This window comes from Lysobacter sp. M15, from assembly GCF_022662515.1.
Taxonomy (GTDB): Bacteria; Pseudomonadota; Gammaproteobacteria; order Xanthomonadales; family Xanthomonadaceae; genus JAKPBU01.
In genome coordinates, this window is sequence record NZ_JAKPBV010000011.1 from 378,004 (window position 1) to 396,726 (window position 18,723).

Below are 18,723 nucleotides of genomic sequence, written 5' to 3' on the forward strand. Positions count from 1 at the left end.
CCTTCCCATATCAACGTGCCCCCATGCGCTCGACCTGTCCGGCCGTGGCATCGCGCCAGGCCAGCAACAGTTCGGTCACCGCCAGGTCCGCGCGCACCGTGGTGCGCAGCAGGTCGCGGGTGCGGTTGGCGGTGTCGAACCACGCCGCCAGCCTGCGGGTTCGCCGGGGATCGGTCAAGCCGGCACCCTGCGCAGGCGCGACCTGCTCCAACACAGCCTGCTCCAGCGCGATCTCGGCGGCGAAGCGCAGGCGCAGGTCCGCATCGCCATCCGCGGTCCAGCGCTGCGCGGTCTGCACCGCGGCGGCCTTGCCCGAGGTGAGATGCGACAGGTCGCCGGCGACTTCGCGCCGCAATGCGATCCGGCCTTCCGCCAGCCAGGCGTGCGCCAGCCCCGGATGGCCGCGCGCGGCCTGCAACGCCTCGTCGGTCGCTTTTGCGGCGTGCCCCTGCTGCTGCAGCCAGGTCAGCGCCTCGTCGTGCGGCGGTAACGGGAATTCGAGCCTTTGGCAGCGGCTGCGGATCGTTGCGGGCAGACGCGCCGGATGCGCGGTCACGAGCCACAGGTAACGGTCCGGCTGCGGCTCTTCCAGCGTCTTGAGCAGAGCGTTGCAGGCGGCGTGGTTGATCGCATCGGCAGGATCGATGACCACGATCTGCGCGCCGCCGTACTGCGGCGTGAGCGTCAGCCGTTCCGAGACTTCGCGGATCTGCTCGATCACCAGTTCGGTACGCAGCCGGGTACCTTCCTTGTTGGGAATGAAACTGACGAAGCGATAATCCGGATGGGTTCCGGCCGCGAACAATTCGCAACCGCGGCATGCGCCGCAGGCATTGCCGTGCGCGTCGCGGCTGGTGCAGAGCATGCGCCGGGCGAGCGCTTCTGCGACGGCGCGCTTGCCCAGGTGGGCCGGCCCGCAGAACAGCAATCCGTGCGCCAGGCCACCGCCATCCATGCGTGCGCGGGCGGCCTCGTAAGCGCGCCGCTGCCAGGGCGCGAACCCGGACACGCTCATCGCGTCGTCTCCTGCCACTGGCGCAGCAGCGCGACCGCTTCGGCCGCGACATCGGCGGCCGGCACGGACGCGTCGATCACGCGAAACCGTTCGGGATCGGCCTGCGCCCGCCTCCGGTAGGCATCGCGCACGCGTTCGAAAAACGCGTCCTGCTCGCTTTCGATCCGGTCCGGCCCGGTGCCGCCCAGCGCCAGCTCACGGCCGCGCGTGCGTTCGCGGCCCTGGGCGACCGGAAGATCGAGCAGCAGCGTCAAGCCAGGCGCGATGCCGACCGCATGCTGTTCGAGCGCTTCGATCAGCGTCGCTGGCAGCCCGCGCCCGCCGCCCTGGTAGGCGTAACTCGAATCGGTAAAACGGTCGCTGAGCACCCAGGCCCCGCGTTCGAGCGCCGGAATGATCGTGTAGGCCACATGCTGCGCGCGCGCCGCGAACATCAGCAGCAGTTCCGCCTCGGCCACCGGGGCCTCGTGCGCGGGCGAGAGCAGCAGTTCCCGGATCTGCTCGGCCAGCGGCGTGCCGCCGGGTTCGCGGGTGAGCACGACTTCGTCGCCAGCCGCCTGCAGGGCAACCACCAGGGCCTTGAGCACGGTCGTCTTGCCGGCACCCTCGCCGCCTTCGACGGTGACGAAACGCGGATGGATCCTGAGCGTGTCGCTCATTGCGCAGGGGGCGTCGTTGGCGCGGGCGCCGGGGTCGTTGCGGGCGCCGGGGTCGCCACGCGCTGGCGATAACGCCGCAGGTAGGCCTGCACTGCCGTCTGGTGCTCGGTCAGCGAACGCGTGAACACATGTCGGCCGCTGCCATCGCCCACGGCGACGAAGTACAGCGCATCGCCTCCCGCGGGCCGGGTCGCGGCCTTCAGCGCGTCGACTCCGGGCATGGCGATGGGCGTGGGCGGCAGGCCCGCGCGCGTATAGGTGTTGTAGGGGGTATCGGCGAGCAGGTCGGCGCGGCGGATGTTGCCGCGGTAATCCTGGCCCATTCCGTAGATCACAGTGGGATCGGTCTGCAGCAGCATGCCGGTCTTGAGCCGGCGCACGAATACGCCGGCGATCTCCGCCCGTTCGGAGGCGATCCCGGTTTCCTTCTCCACGATCGAAGCCAGGGTGAGCGCCTCGTCCTTGTTGCGAAGCGGCAGGTCGGGCGCGCGTGCGGCCCACGCGGCGTCCAGGGCCTTGACCATGGCGGCGTGCGCGCGCTTGAGGATATCCAGGTCGCTGTCGCCACGGGTATAGACATAGGTCTCCGGCAGAAAGCGGCCTTCCGGATGCTGGCCCGGCGCGCCCACGGCCTGCATCAGTGCGGACGCATCGAGCTGCGCGGTTTCGTGTTCCAGCGGCGTCGCCCGGGCCAGCGCCGCGCGCAACTCGCGGATGTTCCAGCCCTCGACGATCGTGAAGCGATGCCCCACCACCTTGCCCTGGCGCATGCGCGTGAGCAACTCGCGCGGCGTGATCCCCGGCTCCAGCGCGTACTCGCCCACCTGCAGCTTGCCGGCCACGCCGAGCTGGCGCGACAGTACCTGCCACTCGAGTTCCTGCCCACCCGGAACGCCCGCCTCGTAAAGCTTGCCGAGCACGCTCACGAACGAGTCGCCGCGTTCGACCAGCACGCTATCGCCCTTGTCGACGCCCGCGATCGGCGCATCGGCGAACGTCATGTAGCGCGCGACGACCCAGTAGCCTGCCGCGCCTGCAACCAGGGCGGACAGCACGAACAGGATTCTCAGCAGGGTCAGGCCAGGGCGGCGTTGGCGGCTGGAACTCACGACTGCTCCGTGGCGAAGGCGGGGTGCGCACCTGCGAGCAGGCGCATAGCCCGCGCAATGGCCGGATGCGGAGGCCAGCTCCGATCGCCCAGGCGAGCGACCGGCAGGATACCGCGCACTGCATTGCACAGGAAAACGGCGTCGGCGGCTTCCACATCGGCCGGCGCGAGCCTCGCCTGCTCCGCGTCCAGCGCATCAATCGCCCACTGCCGGCAGATGCCAGCGACGCCGCAGGCGTCGAGCACCGGCGTGCGCCAATGCCCTTGCTGCAGAACGAACAGATTGGCCGCGGTGGCGCAGACCACGTGGCCGGCCTGGTCGCACAGCAGGCCTTCGTGCGCCACGCGCTCGCACGCGTCCGCTTCCCGCCATTCCGCACGTGCAAGCACCTGTTCGAGCCGGTTGCAATGTTTGAGCCCGGCCAGCAGCGGCTGGTGCGCGAGCCGGATGCGGCACCAGCGCAATACCAGGCCATCTGAACCCTCGGCGTCGGGGAGCGGGTGCAAGCCGAGTTGCCAGTCGGCATCGACGTCGGATGCAGGCGTGTAGCCGCGGCCTTCTGCCCCCCGGGTGACGACGAGTTTCAATACGCCTTCGCGCCGGCCTTCGAGCATCCGGCCTGCCTCGGCGGCGACGAAACCCGGATCCGGCAGCCGGATGTGCAGGCGCGCCGCACCGGCCGTCAATCGCGCCCAGTGCCGCTGCCACCATGGCACGCCGCCGGCGTGCACGCGCATCGTCTCGAACAGCCCGTCTCCGTAGGCAATGCCGCGACTGTCGGGATCGATCGCCTCGATGCGCGCATTGCCGCGATACAGGCCGACGCTCACGTCTCCACCCCCAGCGCCCGGAGCATGCCGCGCGCCTTGGCGCGGGTTTCCTCCAGTTCGCGCTCGGGATCGGAGTCGGCGACGATGCCGGCGCCGGTCCGGAACCGGAGGCTTTCGCCTTCGATCTCGGCGCTACGGATCAGGATGTTCAGGTCCAGATCGCCGTCGCGATTCAGCCAGCCCATCGCGCCGGTGTAGGCGCCGCGTCCCGTTGCCTCGAGCTCGGCGATGATCTGCATGCAGCGTACCTTGGGGCATCCGGTGATGGTGCCGCCCGGGAACACCGCACGCACGATCTCGCCGGGCGTGGCTTCCGGGCGCAGACGGCCGCGCACGTTGCTCACGATGTGGTGGACGTGGGCATAGCTTTCCACGCTCATCAATTCGTCCACCTCGACGCTGCCCGGCGTGCAGACCCGGCCCAGGTCGTTGCGCTCCAGGTCGATCAGCATCACATGCTCGGCCCGCTCCTTGGGGTGGCCGACCAGTTCTCGGATGCGCAGAAGGTCATCGTCGCCGGCAACGCGCGGCCGCGTCCCGGCAATAGGACGTGTTTCGACCACATCGGCGCGCACCGAAACCAGGCGTTCCGGGGAAGCGCTGACCACCGCCCATCCTTCCCCCGCGAACAGCCCGGAAAACGGCGCGGGATTGGCCGAGCGCAGGCGTTGGTGCAGCGCAGCCGGATCCAGCGTCCGATCGAACTGTGCCTGCCAGCCGCGCGAGAGATTGGCCTGGAAGATGTCGCCGGCGGCGAGATAGTCGAGGATCCGGGACACGCCCCGGGTAAAGCGCTGCGGCGGATCCTCGCGCAGGGATGTGGGCGGCTGCCAGGCCGGCAGCGGCTCGTTGTCGGCGTAGCGGATGATGTCACCCACGATCTGCTCGATCAGGCCGGCATGCGCAGCCTCGGCCACCGCGATGCAGTCGCCGGTGGCATGGTCGCGCAGGATCGCGGCGGGGCAACGCAATGCCTGCGCTACCGGCAGCATGCCGAGCGCGCGCGGCAAACGCAGCACGGGTTCGACTTGCGCCGCGAGTTCGTAGGCGAGAAACAGCGCCCAGCCGCCGCGAAACGGCCAGCGCGGCTCGTCGCGCGGCAAGCGTAGCGCGTGCCACCAGGCGTCTAGGGCGTCGAGGAAGTTCGGCTGCCCTGCGCTGCCATCGCCACCGTGCAGGCTGCCATCGGCATGCAGCGACAGCGCCTCCCCGCTAGTCGCCAGGAGCAGGTCCCAGCGTCCTTGCGCGGTGCCGTGGGCGGCCGATTCGAGCAGCATCGGGTAGCGCGACGGCGCCAGCCGATGCAGGTCGAGCAAATCGAGATCGGCAGATATGGGACGGGTGACGAGCATGAGGTCAGACCGCCCAGGCCATGGTAGGAGCGGCGTCAGCCGCGAGCTGTTTCATTGCAAGGCGCTCGCGGCTGACGCCGCTCCTACAGAAGCGGACGACTTCAGACCCGCCGGAACACCAGCGTGCCGTTGGTGCCGCCGAAACCGAACGAGTTCGACATCGCGATGTCCACCTGCTGCTGACGCGCAGTGTGTGGAACGTAGTCGAGATCGCAGCCTGCGGAGGGATGGTCGAGGTTGATCGTCGGCGGGATGATGCCGGTATGCAGCGCCATCGCCGAGAACACCGCTTCGACGCCACCTGCCGCGCCCAGCAGATGGCCGGTCATGGACTTGGTGGAACTGACCATCACCGACTTCGCGGCCTCGCCCAGGGCGCGCTTGACCGCCATGGTCTCGGCCAGGTCGCCGGCCGGTGTCGAGGTGCCGTGGGCGTTGATGTAGCCGATCGCGGCAGGGTCGATCGCGGCATCGCGGATCGCGTTGGCCATGCAGCGCGCGGCCCCTTCGCCGTTCTCGCTGGGCGCAGTCATATGGTAGGCATCACCGCTCATGCCGAAACCAGCGAGTTCGCAGTAGATGCGGGCGCCCCGCGCCTTCGCGCGCTCGTATTCCTCCAGCACCACGATGCCGGCGCCGTCGCCCATCACGAAGCCGTCGCGCTCCTCGTCCCACGGGCGCGAGGCCTTGGCCGGCTCGTCGTTGCGGGTGGATAGCGCCTTCATCGCACAGAAGCCGCCGACCGAGGTGGGCGTGGTCGCGTACTCTGCGCCACCGGCGATCATCGCGTCGGCCTCGCCATACTGGATCATGCGCATCGCAAGACCGATATTGTGGGTGGCCGTGGTGCAGGCGGTCACGGCGGCGATGTTCGGACCCTTGGCCCCGGTCATGATCGACACCTGGCCGGCGATCATGTTGATGATCGTGCTCGGCACGTAGAACGGCGAAATCTTGCGCGGCCCGCCGGCGGCGTACTTGAGCGTGGTTTCCTCGATACCGTGCAGGCCGCCGATTCCCGCGCCGATCGCCACACCGATGCGTTCAGCATCGGCCTCGGCGATCTGCAGCCCGCCGTCCTCGATCGCCATCAGCGCGGCCGCCACGCCGTAGTGGACGAACGGGTCCATCTTCTTGATGTCTTTCGGCGCGATCCACTTTGCCGGATCGAAATCCTTGATCTCTCCGGCGATCCGCGTAGGGAATGCCGATGCGTCGAAATGGGTGATCGGACCGATGCCCGAGCGGCCGCCGACGATGCCATCCCAGCTCGAAGCCAGGTCGTTGCCCAGGGGCGAGACCACCCCCAGGCCGGTAATCACGACGCGACGCTTGCTCATGCCCGGTTCCTCATTGCCGTTTTTCCGTCATCCGCTTGTGGAACGCATGCAGATTGGGCCATACGCCCACGCATGCAATCGTCGCAAACACGCGAGGCCGCATGCGCGGCCCCGGAGGTATCGCGGCAGCCGACAGCGATGCTGCGGCTGCACAGGTCGTCAGGCCTTGACGTGCGCCTTGACGTAGTCGATGGCCTGCTGCACCGACGTGATCTTCTCGGCTTCCTCGTCCGGGATCTCGCACTCGAACTCTTCCTCGAGCGCCATCACCAACTCGACGGTATCGAGCGAATCCGCGCCCAGATCGTCGACGAACGAAGCGCTGTTGGTCACTTCCTCTTCCTTGACGCCGAGTTGTTCGACCACGATCTTCTTGACGCGTTCTTCGATGCTGCTCATGGGGTCTTGCTCCTCCTGGGGAGACTTCTATCGAGGGGTGACGCTGGGGGCGTAGTGTAAGGGAAACACGGCAGGCGGGCGCATCCGGCACGGACGCGCCGTTTTACCAATTCTTCACGCAACCGCGGCAGCCTTGCCAGGGCCAGCCTGATCAAGCCATGTACATGCCGCCGTTGACATGCAGGGTTTCACCGGTGATGTAGGCCGCCGCCGGGCCGGCCAGGAAGGCGACCGCCCGCGCGATATCCGCCGGTTCGCCCAGCCGACCCAGCGCGATCTGTCCGACCAGACCTTGCTTGACGTCCTCGGGGAGGTCGCGGGTCATGTCGGTGGCGATGAATCCGGGCGCGACCACGTTGACGGTGACACCGCGCGATCCGATTTCCTTTGCAAGCGATTTGCTGAAGGCGATGATGCCCGCCTTCGCGGCCGCATAGTTGGCCTGGCCCGCGTTGCCGGTGGCGCCGATCACCGAGGCGATGTTGATGATGCGACCCTTGCGCGCTTTCATCATGCCGCGCATCACGGCCTTGGACGTGCGGTAGACGCTGGACAGATTCGTATCCAGGACCGCCTGCCAGTCCTCGTCTTTCATCCGCAACAGCAGGTTGTCGCGGGTGATTCCGGCGTTGTTGACCAGGATCGAGATCGGTCCGATGTCCTTGGCGATCGCATCCACCAACGCCTCGATGGCCGCCGCATCGGTCACGTTCAGTTCGCGTCCGTGTCCCCCCTGGGCCGACAGGCGCTCGGCGATCGCCTGCGCGCCAGCGGCGCTAGTGGCGGTCCCGACCACCGTCGCGCCCAGCGCGGCCAGCTCGTCGGCGATCGCCGCGCCGATGCCGCGGCTGGCGCCGGTGACCAATACGATTTCGCCTCTCAAGGTGGTCATGCAATCTCCGTGGATTCTCGAAACACATTGCAAGATTTGTGAACGGGCCGGATGCGCCGCCTCGCAGCGGGCCGATCCGCGTCCCGGGACGCGGTCAGGTCCGCCATTCCGCCAGCGCTCCTTCGAAATCGCCGACCTCACCAATCGCGCGCGCGTCCAGCGATTTGTCGATGCGCCTGGCCAGACCGGCCAGCACCTTTCCGGGGCCGCACTCGGCGATGCGGGTGGCGCCGCGCGCCGCCAGAGCCTGCATGCAAGCGGTCCATTGCACCGGCAGGTAGAGCTGGCGCACCAGCGCATCGCGGATCGCCCGCACACCTTCGTGTACTTCGGCATCCACGTTCTGCACGACCGCAATGGACGGCTCGCTCCATGACATTCCTGCCATGGTTTCCGAAAGTCGATTCGCCGCCTCGCGCATGATGGGCGTATGCGAGGGCACGCTCACCGCGAGCTTGACCGCCTTGCGCACGCCGGCTTGCGCCAGCAGCGCGAGCGCACGATCCACGGCCGCGGCGTCACCGCCGATCACGATCTGCCCGGGTGAGTTGAAATTGGCCGGAACCACGACCTGCGATTCGGACGCCTGTTCGCAGATTTGCTGCACCAGCGCTTCGTCTGCGCCGAGGACCGCCGCCATCGCGCCGGTGCCCGTGGGCGCGGCGTCCTGCATCAGCTGTCCGCGGATACGCACCAGATGCGCGGCGTCGCGCAGCGATAGCGCTTCCGCCGCCACCAGCGCGCTGTATTCGCCCAGGCTGTGGCCAGCGAGTACCGACGGCCTGGGACCGCCCTGCCCCAGCCATGTCCGCCAGACCGCGACGCCGGCGGCGAGCAATGCAGGTTGCGTGTATTCGGTGCGATTGAGCTGCTCTTCCGGGCCGGCCTGCGAAAGCGCCCACAGATCCACGCCGGCGCCGTCCGAGGCCTCACGGAACGTCTCGCGCACTACAGGATGCAATTCCGCCAACTCGGCCAGCATCCCGACGGATTGCGAACCCTGTCCCGGAAACACGAAGGCAAGGGAAGACGAAGCGGTCATCGGCAGTCTCGACGGACGGGCTGCGCATGATACGAGTCCGCCCCGGTCGGCGTCTGTACCGTCGCGTATGTGGAGCGGCGCGGTTCACGAAAACGCTCCGCCGACGTCCGCGTTTGCGGGGAACACATGGTCGTCGCCTTCCACGCCTACCGCGTGGTGCGGGTGCAACCCCCCACGCGCGATCGGTGTGCTGCATCCGCGGACGGCGACAACCCCGCCTTGTGGGTATTCAGTAACGCACCAGCGCGCTGCCCCAGGTGAATCCGCCGCCAAACGCTTCGAGCAGCACGAGTTGGCCGCGCTGGATCTTGCCCGAGCGCACGCCCTCGTCGAGCGCCAGCGGCACCGAGCCCGAAGACGTGTTGCCGTGCTTGTCGACCGTGACGACGACGCGCTCCATCGGCATGTCCAGGCGCTTGGCCGTGGCCTCGATGATGCGCAGATTGGCCTGGTGCGGGATCAGCCAGTCGATGTCGTGGCGATCCAGGCCGTTGGCTTCCAGCGTTTCCTCGACCACGCTGTCGAGCGCCTTGACCGCGTACTTGAACACATCGCTGCCTGACATGCGGATGCGCACGCCGGCGTTGGGTTCGTCCACGTCGAACCCCACCGACACGCCAACCGGATTCCAGAGCAGGTCCTTCTTGCCGCCATCGGCATGCAGGTGGGTGCTGAGGATGCCGGTTTCGGCGTCGGCCTTGAGCACCACGGCGCCGGCGCCGTCGCCGAACAGCACGCAGGTGGTGCGCTCGGTCCAGTCGACCATGCGGGTGAGCGTTTCCGAGCCGACCACCAGAACCGTCTTCGCGGAGCCCGCCCGGATGAAATTGTCCGCGACCGTGAGCGCATAGATGAAGCCCGAGCAGGCCGCGTTGACGTCGAACGCGGCGCACCCGTCCGCACCCAGCCGATGCTGCAGCAGGCAGGCGGTGGATGGGAAGATCAGATCGGGCGTGGTCGTGCCGAGCACGATCAGGTCGAGTTCCGAAGCCTGGACGCCGGCCGCTTCCAGCGCGCGCACGGACGCGTGAAAGGCCAGGTCGCCGGTGGTCTCGCCCTCGGCGGCGATATGCCGCTGGCGGATGCCGGTGCGGGCCGCGATCCATTCGTCGCTGGTATCGACGATCTTCGACAGATCGTCGTTGGTCAGGATTTTTTCCGGCAGATAGCTGCCCGTGCCCGCGATCCGTGAATAGATGCGTGGGATGGAGCTTTGCTCGCTCATGCGGCCCGCCTGTGACAAGGACGTGGGACTTTACGCGATTACGGCATCACGCCGCAGCGCGCGAGGCGATCCTTGCGGATCAATCCTCTTCGACGACCTTGGACTTGGGCTGGATGACCTGCTTGCCGCGGTAGTAGCCGTCCGCGGTGATGTGGTGGCGCAGATGGGTCTCGCCCGAGGTCGGATCGGTCGCCAGCTGCTTGGCGCTCAGGGCGTCGTGCGCGCGGCGCTGGCCGCGACGGGACGGGGAGACGCGGGATTTCTGCACTGCCATGGGATTGCTCCAGTGAAACTTTGTAGATTCGTGAAACGTTCTGGTAACCGCGCATCTGGGACGCGGGTCAAGGATCGCGTTTGAGGCCGGCCAGCGCCGAAAACGGATTGGCGCGTCGTACTTCCTCTTCGTCCGCGCTCCATTCGCGTTCGACCGCCTCGGAGCCGGGCATGACCGGCACCGTGGGAAGGGCCAGGATCAACTCGTCTTCGACAAGTTCGGCCGGATGCAGCAGGCCGTCCTCGGGTACCAGCAGGGGTTCGTAACCTTCCGGCAGCGCGGCCTCATCGGCCTCGTCGCGGATCAGCCCAAGCCGCTGCACCAGCTGCACCGGGTAGACGAACCTCTGCAGGCTGCGCTGGCATTCCAGCGGCAAGCCGGCATCGATCCTCAGCTCGACGTAGGGCACCTTCAACGCATCGTGGTCGAATTCGAGGGAGAAGCGGACCTCTCCTTCGGCATCCACCAGGCTGCCCCGAAGCCGTTCCATCGACGCCAGCGGCAACCGGCCCTCGAAGCCCCTGCGCGCGGCGACCATGCGCCAGGCGTCGAGGACTGCGGGGACTTCAACGGACATAAGCCGGAAAATGTTAGAGGTCGGGCGGTCTGCTGTCAAACCGTGCGACCCGCCTGGCGTGGCCAAGTGCTTGAGCGTACGCACAAATTTGCCGCTGCCTGCGGGCTGGGCGAGACTGCGGCCATGAAGCTTGCCGTCCTGCTGCTGCTGATGGGGGCCGCGGCACTGGTCGCGGCCGTGCTGATCCGGGTGCGCGGTGGACGCCGCCGGCAGGCGGTCGGTCGCCTGCTCGACGCGGCCGATGCGCTGGAAACCAGGCTGCGCACGGCGCGTGCCGAACTCGAGGCGGTGACCGGCGACAACCCCACCCGCGAGGCGATGCAGGAGATGCTGCGCCAGCGCCTGTGGCTGCAGCAGCATGGCGATGGAGCCTCCCTCGACCAGATCGAGAGTGTCCGGCGCTCGCTGGAGGAGGCGCGCGAGCGGATCGATCAGCAGCTCACACGGATCCGCGACGCCCGCGCCCCCCTCGTCTAGCCCATGACCGCACTGATCCTGGCTTCGACCTCACCGTATCGGCGCGCCTTGCTCGAGCGTTTCGGCCTGCCATTTGCAACCGCGCGCCCGGACGTGGACGAATCCGCGCGGCCCGGCGAAGGCCCTGCCGACCTCGCCAACCGCCTGGCCCAGACCAAGGCTGGCGAGGTCGCCCGGCAACACCCTGGGGCCTGGGTCATCGGCTCCGACCAGCTGGCAGAAGTGGATGGCAAGGCGCTGGGCAAGTCCGGCAGCCGGGCCGGTGCGGTGGTGCAGCTGCAGGCCATGTCCGGGCACGAAGTGCGCTTCCACACCGCGCTGTGCCTGCAGCGCGATGCAATCACGCACCGGGCGGCGGATGTCACGCGGGTGATATTCCGACCGCTTGCGCTGGCGGAGATCGAACGCTACGTGGACGCCGAGCAGCCGTTCGACTGCGCGGGCAGCTTCAAGGTCGAGGGTCTGGGCATCGCCCTGTTCGACGCCGTGCACAGCGACGATCCCACCGCGCTGATCGGGCTCCCGCTGATCGCCACTGCCCGGCTGCTGCGGCTGGCCGGTTTCGCAGTGCCCTGATCGTCGCGGACGTCAGCGCCGGATTTCGACCGGCTGCTCGCTCCAGTCCTCGACGCTGCCGTCGCGTCCGTGCAGGCGCAATCCCAGCCAGTGGCGCCCGGGGATGAGCGCCGCGGCGTCGATGCGGGCACGGAAGCCTACGTTGGGATGGTTCGGATCGGTGGAGATCCGCCAGTACGCGGCGGTACCGGGACTGGGCAGGCCATAACGCGCGGTCGCCACGGGCTTGCCGTCGAGCAGCACCTCGACCCGCTTCAGTCCCACGCCATCCTTGAATGCCCAGCCGGCGACTTCGAACGTGCGCCCCACGCCGGCGCCGGATACGGGCGTGTCGAACCAGGCCATGGCCGGTGCCGTGCACGGAGCGTCGCGCGGGGCCTGACGTTCGGCAAGCGCGAACAGCAGGAAGCGCTGCCGCCCGTGGTCGACATTGACCACCCGCGGCGCCGGCAACGGCCCCACTTGCGCGCAGAGCCAGTGGTAGCGAGCGAGCAGGTCCCGATACGGAACTTCAGAGGCCCCCACCACCAGCAGTACCGGCGTCTGCCCCCAGTCGCTGCGACCGGCACTGTGCAGTCCCCACAGTTGCAGCTGGGGCGCGCGTCCATGCTTGCGGTTGAGCGGATGATCGAGCACCTGCAGACTGGGATCTTGCAGCGCGAAGCCCAGTTCCGACCCGATCTTGAAATTGTCGGCGACGATCCACGTGTTGCGCGGCAGGCCGCTGCGCATCTCGCGCACGACCTGGCCCAGCGTCTCCCAGCCGGCGAAATTGCCGGGATACCACTTCTCCGCTGCGGAGCGTGCCCGGATCGATGGCGCCGACACCGCCGCGTAGTAACCGAGCATCGATACCAGCCCGAGCGCGGCCAGCACATAGGTCGCCCGACGCCACGCCGGCGGCCAGCTGGCGAGCACGCCGGGGAGCAGTGGCAGCAACAGCACGTAGCCTGGCAGCGGCCAGTGGAAGCTGACGCGCTCGGTGTCGGCAAAAAAGCCGAGCACGAAGAAGCCCAGCACGATCAGTGCCCCCACCAGGGCGAACAGGCGCGGTAACGGCTGCGCGTCCCGGCGATGCCGCCACGCGGCGACCGCCAGGGCGGCGAGCAGCAACGGAGTGACCAGCAGCGCCTGGATCGCCAGGAACCAGGCGCCGTCGGCGTGGAACGCCCAGGGATGGCGGTCGACCAGCTGGAAACGCAGACCTGCTTCGGCGTTCTCCATGTTCCATGCGATCAACGGGGTCCACGCCGCAGCGCCCAATGCGAGCGCGATCAGGACCCGCGGGTCGCGCAACAGTCGCCGGCCTTCGGCCATCCAGAGCAGCACCAGCAGCCCGACCCCGATGACGGCGATGAAGCGGTAATGGCTCAGCGCACCCAGGGCGAGCCCGAGCGCCAGTTCCACCGATGCGCCTGCGCTGACTGCACGCATCAGCCGCGCCACCGCGTCCACGCACAGCAGGGCGGCCACCACCATCGCGGCATCGGGAACCGCCAGCAGGCCGAGGGTGCCGGACAGCGGCAACAGCAACGCAAACGTCGCCGCAATCCAGCCGGCTGTACGCCCGAACTCACGCGCGGTGATTGCTGCCACCAGCCAGGGAATCGCCGCCGCGAGCAGCAGGAACGGCGCGCGCAGCGGCAGGGTTCCGTGCCCGCCCAGTTCCACTCCGATGCGGGTCAACCACGCAGTGAGGCCCGGCAGGTCCGAGTACGCCCAAGCCGGATGCTGGCCTTCCTGCCAGTAGAAGGCCTCGTCCACGAACAGCGGCAGCTTCGCGGCGAGCACCGCCTTGGCCAGCAGCACCAGCGCCCATAGCGCCAGGAAGGCGTACTTGGCCCGCTCTTCCGTGCGATTGCGCATGCAACCCCGCTACACTCGATGGGTGAAGGCAACCGGAGCGCGCATGTCCGCGACCCCAGCGATCGCCACCATGCTAACCGACGAGCTGCGCGCCGCCCTCACGCGCGCGCAGGCGCAGGTCAATTCACTGCTGCTCGGAAAACAGCAGGAAGTGCGACTCGCATACGTGGCGTTGCTGTCGGACGGGCATCTGCTGATCGAGGATCTTCCCGGCCTGGGCAAGACCACATTGGCCCACGCGCTGGCGGCGACATTGGGGCTGGGTTTCCAGCGCGTGCAATTCACCTCGGACCTGCTGCCCTCGGACATCGTCGGGGTGTCGGTGTACGACGCCCAGGCGCGGCGCTTCGAATTCCATCCCGGGCCGGTGTTCGCCAACGTGCTGCTGGCAGACGAGATCAACCGCGCACCGCCGCGCACCCAGAGCGCACTGCTCGAGGCGATGGCCGAGCACCAGGTCACCGTCGACGGCAGCACCCACGGACTGCCTTCGCCGTTCTTCGTGATCGCCACCCAGAATCCGATCGACCTGGCCGGCACGTATCCGTTGCCGGATTCGCAGCTCGACCGCTTCCTGCTGCGACTGCAACTGGGTTATCCGGGCGAGGAGGCCGAGCGTGCGCTGCTGGCCGGCACCGACCGGCGCGACCTGATCGCGCAATCCCTGCCGCAATTGGGTCCGGAAGACGTGCTCGCGTTGCGCGACGCAGTCAATGCCGTGCACGCCAGCGATCCGCTCATCGATTACGTCCAGGCCCTGCTCAACCGCAGTCGCCGCCATGCCGGCGTGCGCGTGGGCCTGTCGCCGCGCGCCGGCATCGCGCTGCTGCGCGGCGCGCGTGCCTATGCGCTGCTGCTGGGCCGGAATCACGCATTGCCCGAAGACGTGCAGGCCCTGTTCGGCGCCGTCGCCGCCCACCGCCTGGTAGCCGAAAGCGACGCCGAACCGGTGGCGCTGGCCAAGGCGATCCTGCATGCGGTGCCGGTGGACTGAAGCCGGTCACCACCAGTTGCCAACCCGCCGCATGCGCATCGCGCTCGCCATGAATGTCCACGCCGACCCAGCGCCGATCCGGTGACCACGGTGGCAGATCCAATCACCGGCAGACCAGATGCAACTGCAGCGAGAGGCGTCTCCCGATGGCGCCGCCGCTTCGAAGCCTGGGCGCGCCCGCGCACGCCGGAGTCGCTGCCGGTACGCTTCGACCGTCACCGCATCTACGTGCTGCCCACCGCTTTCGGCCTGTTCTTCGCCGCCCTGCTCACGGCGATGGGCGTGGGCGCCCTGAACTACAACAACAACCCTGCGCTGCTGCTGGCGCTGCTGCTGGCCGGTGCGGCGCTGGCGAGCCTGTTCGTGGCGCATCTGCAGCTGGTGGGGCTTGAGATCATCGCGATCTCGGCCGAACCGGTGGCGGCCGGCGCACCTCTCACGCTGCGCGTGCACGCCGGCGACCGGCGGGAACGCGAGCGTCGCGGTTTGCGGCTGCAACTGGGAGAATGTGGCGCATTGCTTTCACTTGAGAACGGCGCCGGCGAAACCGACCTGCAGGCGCCGACGACGCGACGCGGCTGGCTGCAGCTTGGGCGCATCCGCGTTTCCACCAGTCGCCCGCTGGGCCTGGCCCGGGCCTGGGCCTATGTCTGGCCGGACGCGCCGCTCCTGGTCTATCCCAGGCCGGAAGCCAACGGCCCGGCGCTGCCACGGGGCATCGGCGAACAGAGCCAGGCACGGCTGCACCCGGCCGGCGAGGACATGCACCACCTGCGCAACTACCGCCGCGGCGATCCGCGCCGTGCGATCGCGTGGAAACCGTCCGCGCGACGCGATGCGCTGCTGGTCCGCGAATACGAGCAGCCGCGCGATGCCGAAGTCCTGCTCGACTGGAACGGGTTGTCCGCCCTGCCCTACGAAGGAAGGATCAGCCGGCTCGCACGCTGGGTCGACGAGGCCGAACGTGAGCATCGTCGTTACCGCCTGCAGCTGCCGGGACAGCCCGCAATCGGCCCCGATGCGGGGCCGGCCCACCGTCACGCCTGTCTGCGCGCCCTGGCGCTGATGCCGCATGCCGCGCGCTGACTCGCCACTGCTCGATCGCAGTACGCGCGCGTGGACCCTCGCTGCCGGCGCGGCTTGCCTGCTGCCGTTGCTGCTGCAGCTGCCCGGCCGGATCGCTCTGGGGATCGCGCTCGCTGCGCTGAGCACCGGGGCGCTGTCATGGCGGCGGCCGGTGCCGACGCCGCTGCGCCTGCTGCTGGCATTGACGGTGATCGGCGCCACCCTCGCCGCCACCGGCTTTCGGGTCGGTCGCGAGACGGCCTGCGCGCTGCTGGCGGCGATGCTGGCGATCAAGCCCAGCGAAACCTGGCGCGTGCGCGATGCGCGCAGCCTGCTCGGCTTCGGTCTGTTTGCGCCTTTCGCCACCTTTCTCCTCGATCAGGGGCCAGTGTCCCTGCTGCTGGCGCTGGCCGGAGTGAGCCTGGCCCTGACCGCCCTGCAACGGCTGGCCGAACTGGAATCTGGCGAATTGCGGCCGCTGCCACCATGGCGGCGCCTGGTCGCGGTCTGGCGGCTGGCAGCCATCGGCCTGCCGCTGGCGTTGGCGGCGTTCTGGTTGTTCCCACGTTTGGCCGCGCCACTATGGGGGGTGCCCGAGCGCGCGCTCGCACGCACGGGCCTGTCGGACCGAATGTCGCCTGGCGACTGGATCGACCTGATGGCCGACGACACCGTGGCCCTGCGCGCGGACTTCTTCGGCCCGATGCCGGCGCCCGAGCAGATGTACTGGCGTGGCCCGGTGCTGTGGAATTTCGATGGACGCACCTGGACCCAGCCGCAATGGCTGCGCGGCGTCCCGGCAGCGCCGGTGCGCAGCGGCAACACCCGCTGGGATTACCAGATCGAACTCGAGCCGACCGACCGCCGCCAGCTGGTGGCGCTGGACCTGCCGGTATCGCCCCCCGAAGGCGTGTTGCGTTCGCTCGACTACGGCCTGTACAGCCCGCGACCGTTGTCGTCGCTCACGCGCTGGCGCCTGCAGTCCTCGCCGCCTGCGCAATTCGAGCCGCAGCTGGCGCGCACCCTGCGCTGGATCGCGCTCGACCTTCCACCCGGCTACAACCCGCGCACGGTGGCGCTGGCGCGGCAGTGGCGAGCGGAGGTCGACGCCGACCCGCGGATTCCCGCGGCGGAAAAGGACGCGGCGATCGTGCAGCGCGCGCTGCAGATGGTGCGTGCCGATTTCGCCTACACCCTGGATACACCGCTGCTGGGCCGACATTCGGTCGATGAATTCCTGTTCGACGTGAAGGCCGGCTACTGCGAGCACTTCAGTTCGTCCTTCGTGGTGCTCATGCGCGCAGCCGGGATCCCGGCGCGGGTGGTCACCGGCTATGCGGGCGGCTATCGCAACCCGATCGGTGGGTATTGGCTGGTGCTACGCTCCGATGCGCACGCCTGGGCCGAGGCTTGGCTGCCGACGCGGGGCTGGGTGCGGGTGGATCCCACCGCTGCCGTGGCGCCCGAGCGCATCTACGACACCATCGAGGATCGTGCGCCCGCGTTCGGGGGGCTGCAGGCCATGCGTCCGGTGTGGAACGCCAGCGACTGGCTACGGCGCGGCTGGAACGACTTCGTGCTGGGTTTCGACGCCGCCCGCCAACGCACCTTGCTGCAACCGCTGGGGGTGGACGACCTGGACGGCAGCCGGCTCGCGCAGCTGTTTTCGGTGGCCGCGGTGCTGGCGCTGGCGATCATGCTGTGGCTTGCCGCGCGCCAGGCGCGTGAGCGCGACCAGTTGCTGCGCGCCTGGCACCGGCTGGGCCAGCGCTATGCACGGCTCGGCCTGGGCCGCGCGCCGCACGAACCCGCCGGCGACTGGGCGCGGCGCGTGCTGGCCGCGCGCCCGCAGGCGGCGGACCTCGCCGCGCTCAGCGCGCGTTTCTCGGATTGGCGCTACGCTGATGGTCGAGGCACTCGCAACGATGCGCGCGCCCGGGTGCACCAGCTCGTGCGCGACCTGCGCCGGCATCGCCCGTGAACCCTTACAACCGCCTACCGGAGTCGGCGATGAGCCTGTCCAGATCCCTGTTTCCTGTACTGGCCGTACTGCTGCTACCGGCCTGCGCGACCCTGCCGCAGCCGCTGCAGGGCGAAGTCACCGACCTCACCCCCGCACAGGCGCGCGAAGCCGGGCGCCCCGGCCTGCCGGTGCGCTGGGGTGGACGCATCGTGGCGACCGAACCGCTGGCCGACCGCACCTGTTTCGAGATGATCGGCAGCGCGCTCGACGCCGACGGTCGCCCGTCGGACATGACCGATGACGGCAGTGGCCGTTTCGTCGCCTGCAAGGCGGGCTTCTACGACCCTGCGATCTTCCTGAAGAACCGCGAACTGACCGTGCTCGGCCGGATCGACGGCTTCGAAACGCGCAAGATCGGCCAATACGACTACCGCCAGCCGCGCGTGGCGGCCGACGTGATCTACCTATGGCCGAAGGCGCGCGAAGTGGATGCGCGCTATCCGGTAGGGCGGCCGTGGCCGTGGTGGGGCTGGGACTGGGGCCCGGGCTGGTGGTGGTGACCTCGGTCGGGGGCCAAGCCCGGCGCGCATCGGGCGTGACGCCTGGTCCACTTTAGGTAGGTGAAGGCGTGCGTCGGTGGCGTAGCCCCGACCTACTTCCGGTACCGACGGGCTGCGTCGGGGACCCGGCCCCGACCTACTTCGGCACCCCGAAGCGGCCGAGTGGGGCGCCGGCGAGCAGGTGCAGATGGATCTGGAACACGGTCTGGCCGCCGTCGCCATTGCAATTCATGACCACGCGGTAGCCCGCTTCGTCGAAGCCCTGCTCCCTGGCGTAGCGCGCAGCCGCCAACACGAGGCGTCCGACGATCTCCGCCTGCGACGGCTCAACATCGTTGAGCGTGGCGATGTCGACCTTCGGCACGAACAGCACGTGCACCGGCGCCTGCGGAGCGATGTCGCGGAACGCGATCAGGTGCTCGTCGTCGTAGACGATGTCCGCCGGGATGTCGCCGGCGATGATCTTGTGGAAGATGGTGTCGGGCATGGCCTGGCCTCGTTCGGCGAG

Annotated in this window: 20 protein-coding genes; 6 read left to right on the forward strand and 14 right to left on the reverse strand. The window is 68.8% G+C overall.

The genetic code is table 11. The features are described 5' to 3' along the window. Nucleotides 1–10 precede the first annotated feature (10 nt). The 12 genes from MC380_RS10275 to MC380_RS10330 form a co-directional block, all read right to left on the reverse strand. Nucleotides 11–1,015, reverse strand: a complete 1,005-nt coding sequence (locus MC380_RS10275; protein ID WP_242103382.1) for a DNA polymerase III subunit delta' — start codon at nucleotides 1,013–1,015, stop codon at nucleotides 11–13. Beyond that, entirely contained in the window at nucleotides 1,012–1,674 is a 663-nt protein-coding gene (gene tmk, locus MC380_RS10280; protein WP_242103381.1) for a dTMP kinase, read from the reverse strand. Before tmk ends, MC380_RS10275 begins: the two co-directional genes overlap by 4 nt. Continuing rightward, the gene (gene mltG / locus MC380_RS10285; RefSeq protein ID WP_242164613.1) at nucleotides 1,671–2,783 is read right to left on the reverse strand and encodes an endolytic transglycosylase MltG; all 1,113 of its coding nucleotides are present in this window, start codon (nucleotides 2,781–2,783) and stop codon (nucleotides 1,671–1,673) included. Before mltG ends, tmk begins: the two co-directional genes overlap by 4 nt. Continuing rightward, nucleotides 2,780–3,613, reverse strand: coding sequence for an aminodeoxychorismate lyase (gene pabC / locus MC380_RS10290; RefSeq protein WP_242164615.1), 834 nt, complete (start codon nucleotides 3,611–3,613; stop codon nucleotides 2,780–2,782). The genes mltG and pabC overlap by 4 nt, the downstream gene beginning before the upstream one ends. Then, entirely contained in the window at nucleotides 3,610–4,965 is a 1,356-nt protein-coding gene (locus MC380_RS10295; protein ID WP_242103378.1) for an aminodeoxychorismate synthase component I, read from the reverse strand. The genes pabC and MC380_RS10295 overlap by 4 nt, the downstream gene beginning before the upstream one ends. Nucleotides 4,966–5,066: 101 nt before the next feature. Then, entirely contained in the window at nucleotides 5,067–6,305 is a 1,239-nt protein-coding gene (gene fabF / locus MC380_RS10300; protein WP_242164617.1) for a beta-ketoacyl-ACP synthase II, read from the reverse strand. A gap of 159 nt (nucleotides 6,306–6,464) precedes the next feature. Further along, a complete protein-coding gene (acpP, locus tag MC380_RS10305) occupies nucleotides 6,465–6,704 on the reverse strand; it encodes an acyl carrier protein (protein WP_093297108.1) in 240 nt (79 codons plus the stop codon). Between the two features lie 151 nt (nucleotides 6,705–6,855). Next, a complete protein-coding gene (fabG, locus tag MC380_RS10310; RefSeq protein WP_242103368.1) occupies nucleotides 6,856–7,596 on the reverse strand; it encodes a 3-oxoacyl-ACP reductase FabG in 741 nt (246 codons plus the stop codon). Between the two features lie 94 nt (nucleotides 7,597–7,690). Next, the gene (fabD, locus tag MC380_RS10315) at nucleotides 7,691–8,638 is read right to left on the reverse strand and encodes an ACP S-malonyltransferase (RefSeq protein WP_242164620.1); all 948 of its coding nucleotides are present in this window, start codon (nucleotides 8,636–8,638) and stop codon (nucleotides 7,691–7,693) included. Nucleotides 8,639–8,867: 229 nt separating this feature from the next. Beyond that, nucleotides 8,868–9,863, reverse strand: a complete 996-nt coding sequence (locus tag MC380_RS10320; RefSeq protein ID WP_242103366.1) for a beta-ketoacyl-ACP synthase III — start codon at nucleotides 9,861–9,863, stop codon at nucleotides 8,868–8,870. A gap of 79 nt (nucleotides 9,864–9,942) precedes the next feature. Further along, a complete protein-coding gene (gene rpmF, locus MC380_RS10325) occupies nucleotides 9,943–10,137 on the reverse strand; it encodes a 50S ribosomal protein L32 (RefSeq protein WP_242103365.1) in 195 nt (64 codons plus the stop codon). 67 nt (nucleotides 10,138–10,204) lie between these two features. Beyond that, on the reverse strand, nucleotides 10,205–10,714 hold the full coding sequence (locus MC380_RS10330) for a YceD family protein (protein ID WP_242103364.1): 510 nt from the start codon (nucleotides 10,712–10,714) through the stop codon (nucleotides 10,205–10,207). Between the two features lie 123 nt (nucleotides 10,715–10,837). Here MC380_RS10330 and MC380_RS10335 point away from each other — a divergent pair, with 123 nt between their 5' ends. Both MC380_RS10335 and MC380_RS10340 read left to right on the forward strand, forming a co-directional pair. Then, nucleotides 10,838–11,191, forward strand: coding sequence for a hypothetical protein (locus MC380_RS10335; protein ID WP_242103363.1), 354 nt, complete (start codon nucleotides 10,838–10,840; stop codon nucleotides 11,189–11,191). 3 nt (nucleotides 11,192–11,194) lie between these two features. Beyond that, nucleotides 11,195–11,767 carry a Maf family nucleotide pyrophosphatase gene (locus MC380_RS10340; protein ID WP_242103362.1) on the forward strand — a complete coding sequence of 191 codons (573 nt, stop codon included), beginning with the start codon at nucleotides 11,195–11,197 and terminating at the stop codon, nucleotides 11,765–11,767. A gap of 12 nt (nucleotides 11,768–11,779) precedes the next feature. On the opposite strand, the gene MC380_RS10345 is transcribed toward MC380_RS10340, so the two are convergent. Further along, on the reverse strand, nucleotides 11,780–13,633 hold the full coding sequence (locus MC380_RS10345; RefSeq protein WP_242103361.1) for a glycosyltransferase family 39 protein: 1,854 nt from the start codon (nucleotides 13,631–13,633) through the stop codon (nucleotides 11,780–11,782). 43 nt (nucleotides 13,634–13,676) lie between these two features. Between MC380_RS10345 and MC380_RS10350 the strand changes: the two genes are divergently transcribed. From MC380_RS10350 to MC380_RS10365, 4 genes are all read left to right on the forward strand, one after another. Next, the gene (locus MC380_RS10350; protein WP_242103360.1) at nucleotides 13,677–14,627 is read left to right on the forward strand and encodes an AAA family ATPase; all 951 of its coding nucleotides are present in this window, start codon (nucleotides 13,677–13,679) and stop codon (nucleotides 14,625–14,627) included. 195 nt (nucleotides 14,628–14,822) lie between these two features. Then, complete coding sequence (locus tag MC380_RS10355; RefSeq protein ID WP_242164888.1) at nucleotides 14,823–15,713, forward strand: DUF58 domain-containing protein; 891 nt, start codon at nucleotides 14,823–14,825, stop codon at nucleotides 15,711–15,713. Continuing rightward, a complete protein-coding gene (locus tag MC380_RS10360; RefSeq protein ID WP_242164622.1) occupies nucleotides 15,700–17,673 on the forward strand; it encodes a DUF3488 and transglutaminase-like domain-containing protein in 1,974 nt (657 codons plus the stop codon). Before MC380_RS10355 ends, MC380_RS10360 begins: the two co-directional genes overlap by 14 nt. A 29-nt stretch (nucleotides 17,674–17,702) precedes the next feature. Then, nucleotides 17,703–18,215 carry a Slp family lipoprotein gene (locus MC380_RS10365; RefSeq protein WP_242103358.1) on the forward strand — a complete coding sequence of 171 codons (513 nt, stop codon included), beginning with the start codon at nucleotides 17,703–17,705 and terminating at the stop codon, nucleotides 18,213–18,215. 136 nt (nucleotides 18,216–18,351) lie between these two features. On the opposite strand, the gene MC380_RS10370 is transcribed toward MC380_RS10365, so the two are convergent. Then, the gene (locus tag MC380_RS10370; RefSeq protein WP_242103357.1) at nucleotides 18,352–18,702 is read right to left on the reverse strand and encodes a histidine triad nucleotide-binding protein; all 351 of its coding nucleotides are present in this window, start codon (nucleotides 18,700–18,702) and stop codon (nucleotides 18,352–18,354) included. Nucleotides 18,703–18,723 lie beyond the last annotated feature (21 nt).